Annotated in this window: 5 protein-coding genes; all 5 read left to right on the top strand. The window is 46.9% G+C overall.

Translation table 11 applies throughout. The features are described from left to right. The first annotated feature begins 252 nt into the window (after positions 1–252). The 5 genes from ACOTX7_RS24085 to ACOTX7_RS24065 all read left to right on the top strand — a co-directional run bounded on the left by ACOTX7_RS24085 (position 253) and on the right by ACOTX7_RS24065 (position 3,223). A complete protein-coding gene (locus tag ACOTX7_RS24085; protein WP_022646499.1) occupies positions 253–1,665 on the top strand; it encodes a hypothetical protein in 1,413 nt (470 codons plus the stop codon). Between the two features lie 249 nt (positions 1,666–1,914). Further along, positions 1,915–2,154, top strand: coding sequence for a hypothetical protein (locus tag ACOTX7_RS24080; protein ID WP_001180999.1), 240 nt, complete (start codon positions 1,915–1,917; stop codon positions 2,152–2,154). A gap of 62 nt (positions 2,155–2,216) precedes the next feature. Next, positions 2,217–2,528: a hypothetical protein gene (locus tag ACOTX7_RS24075; RefSeq protein WP_000172888.1), complete on the top strand. Its 312-nt coding sequence runs from the start codon at positions 2,217–2,219 to the stop codon at positions 2,526–2,528. Further along, on the top strand, positions 2,525–2,719 hold the full coding sequence (locus ACOTX7_RS24070) for a hypothetical protein (protein ID WP_000159617.1): 195 nt from the start codon (positions 2,525–2,527) through the stop codon (positions 2,717–2,719). The genes ACOTX7_RS24075 and ACOTX7_RS24070 overlap by 4 nt, the downstream gene beginning before the upstream one ends. 54 nt (positions 2,720–2,773) lie before the next feature. Continuing rightward, a complete protein-coding gene (locus ACOTX7_RS24065) occupies positions 2,774–3,223 on the top strand; it encodes an HNH endonuclease (protein ID WP_000241453.1) in 450 nt (149 codons plus the stop codon). Positions 3,224–3,228: the final 5 nt, after the last annotated feature.

The following is a 3,228-nucleotide window of genomic DNA, read 5'->3' as shown; positions in this document are numbered from 1 at the left end:
ACCGCAGCTGGCGTTGCGTCATTCATTATTGGGCTACTTTTCATGATGTTAAACTCGGCACCTGTAATTACTGGTATCGTACAGCAGCGCAAAGATTGAGTTTTATGAGTATAGTCAGTTGGGTTTTCATCTGTTTTATCAGACTTAGAAAAATGAAATCTTTCAATTCATTGATTTTAAACGCAAAAAAATTTCTAAATGATCAGAATTATAGGGTGCTCATTTTGCACAGCAGTAGGGGTTGACCATTCAATGGAAACGCTCCTTCGAACTGACCCGGAGAAATACGGTTATCAGGCTGGCCTGAGTCGTCTTCAGCGATTTCTTTCTAAGATCCAGTACGACTGGAGCCTGCGGGATTATATCGGTCGTAAAGTGTTCGAAGGCGGATATGTGCGTCTTCAACCCAATATCTTTTCTTCGTCCCTGACTGAACGTCTTTTTCATGCCTGTTGCAGCCTTGATTATGTTGAAGCAAGACGTGCGGCAGAGCATCGCAGAAAGCTACTTTCCGGCGAGGTTGACGATACGGCTTATAACCGTCGTATGGCTGAGCCACAATTTCGGCTTGTACAGGAAGCAAACGTGATCCACGTTGATTTCCTCTGGTCGTTGCACTGTTTCAACCCTCGCCCGTTTCGGGCAATTGAGATCTATCGCAGGGTCTGGGAAGAGGCCGATCTGGACCTTCTTGAGGATGAGCCTGACATGCAGCCTGTGCCCCGTACACCAATGCCAGCTCCACTCTGGATGAAACTGCCCGGAGGCCGGTTCGGTACAGCTTATGATGGACTGACTGATACGTTGCCGCTGATGACCTATTTTGACGGGCAGGCTGACCCCAGGGCTTCACGTAGCCTAAAGACCGGAGAGAGCAGTTCTGTCGTCGTGGCATTCGAGGAAGAGGATGAGCTGACTGTTGAAGAAGATACGGCGTCCTGGATTATCTGGCATGAATACGACGGGTTACGCCAGCGCATCGCTGACGGTGAGTTTACTCCAACGACTGCTGCTCAGTATCTTCTTCGTTATGGCGCGGTCCGAATTTCAAAAGGCAAGGGCGCTGTCTATCATCGTCTCGCACAGCGGGGACAAACCTTTTCCCGCCTGGGGATAGGCGACAGAGTGTCGCTTCCAGAGCTGGTTGCCAGTCGGCGTTTTAAAATACTCAGTGATTCTGCATACCGTCAGGTTGTAGCCCGGAAATTGCGTGGACAGATAAAAAAGTTCAGATTCTGGGCATGCGTAGCTGCCTGTGTTCAGTTGCACGTACACAACAAGACGGCACTCGGAGAAAGAATTTTAACGTTACTCGAAGGTGAGAGGGAACAGCAACAAGGTGCGATCCAGGCGAAGCTGAAGGCGGGAATGATGGATGCAGTTCTAACTCTGTGTAACCAGCGACTCCGGGTGAAAGAAAATACTAACCAGCCAGAGGAGTTCCGCTATTACCGTGCCGTAAGAGCTCGTTTCATGCGCCATTTATCTGAATGCCTTAAGCCAGAAAATGGCGGCGTTATCCGTGACGTTATCTGGGAACTGAGGGTGCTGAGCAGTGCTCACGGTACGACCAAAACAGGTTTTTACTATGTCGATAGCAATCGCCCGACAGCGAAAGGACTGTTAAACCGCCTTCTGATGAGGATGGTCAAGCAGGTCGTATAAGCGTCTGAAACGCGAAACACACGAAAATGGAGGGGTTATACAAAAAAAACTTAGCTTTGATCGTGATGTAATGTGGACATCATGTCCAAGCGTTGCTGCATCCAGAAAAGTAACTTTAATCCTGTTGATACAGCCCTTGCATTACCTGTTTACGCATAGCGTGGAAACGTTCTAATTAAACCAGACGAATATAAATTTAAATTAATTCACTCACCCCCGGAATCGGGGAACTAAACAAAAGGATCATCAATGCAAAATCAAAATACACCCGCTCAGGAAAAACACACCGTATACCTTTTTAATGCCGAACATGCTGACAAGACAGCCGCCAAGCAAGCCGGGAAACTCTTCACGCTGGACATTGAACACCCAATGACCCTCAACGATCTCTCGCTGCTGTGTGAGTCGGTCGCGGACGCTGTGGGAGCACCTGGCGGAATTAAATATGAAATCACAACAGAGCCTAATGGGGTTCAGGAGGAATACTGAATCAGTGTGGTGTGAGTCCATTTTAATTTGACGTTTCATGAGTTCTATCGAGAGGCTGAAGTATGACTTTGAAAATGGAAAGTTCCCGGACTTCCAAGCCTGAGGGGCCATTTGTATTAATCACTTTTGAGGGGGACGAATTTCTTTTTGATGACAGACATAATGTCGTCAAGATAAATGGCAGGCCTAAAAAAATGGATGTAAAGCGAAATTATTTTGAGTCCGATCTGGGAGAAGGGAAAGCGAAATACTGGACTTTAAATATCGAAGAGGCTCATCGGTTCAATTCGATTGATGAAGCGACAGAACAACTTTGTAAACTGAGTCGCCCTCATCTGATCAAAATTCGCAAAGTTGAGGGGGTATCTGAATGACCAAAGAGATGTTTTTACGCATTTTAAATGAGGCACAGGCTCGTGTGGATAACGATTCGCTTCCGCTTGATGTTCGTATCCGGTCACGCACCACGGTAAATGATTGCGTCATCCGGGCAGATAAAGAGGGGTGGCCTATTGAGTATAAACAGAAGGTCTGGGTAGATGCAGTCAGTGGCTGTTATCTTTAGCGGTTACTTAAGCCAGTTCCTGTGCCCGTGAGCTTAGTAAAGGCGGAAAATGATATGGTCAAGGTGATAAATATCAACGGGAATTTAGTTGAATTACCTGAGCCCTCAGCAAAGTTATCCAAAGCTGAATCACCTGATGGTAGGTTCTCAAAACCTAAAAATAAGATCTCTAAAATACAGCGAGCTGAGCTGCGAATGAAATTTGGGGGGCGTTGTGCCTATTGTGGTTGCAAGCTTCCTGAAAAAGGGTGGCATGCCGATCATGTTGAGCCTGTTCGACGCGACTTTGAACTGGTGAGAGCCCCTGTCGGCAGCGGCGTAACTCATGTTGCCCGAAGTACGGGTAAGGTTATGCACCCTGAACTGCATGCTATAGAAAACTTATTTCCATCATGCGCCCCCTGCAACCTTTTTAAAGGAGCTTTTAGTGTTGAAGGAATGAGAAAAGAAATGGCACTGTTGCAAATAGTCGGTGGTGATAAACTTATCATCCCCTTTTGCTGATGGAG

This window comes from Enterobacter cloacae complex sp. IR5418 (assembly GCF_049238105.1).
GTDB lineage: Bacteria > Pseudomonadota > Gammaproteobacteria > Enterobacterales > Enterobacteriaceae > Enterobacter > Enterobacter hormaechei.
The sequence above is the reverse complement of the archived record's forward strand: the minus strand, read 5'-3'. Positions and strand labels throughout refer to the sequence as shown.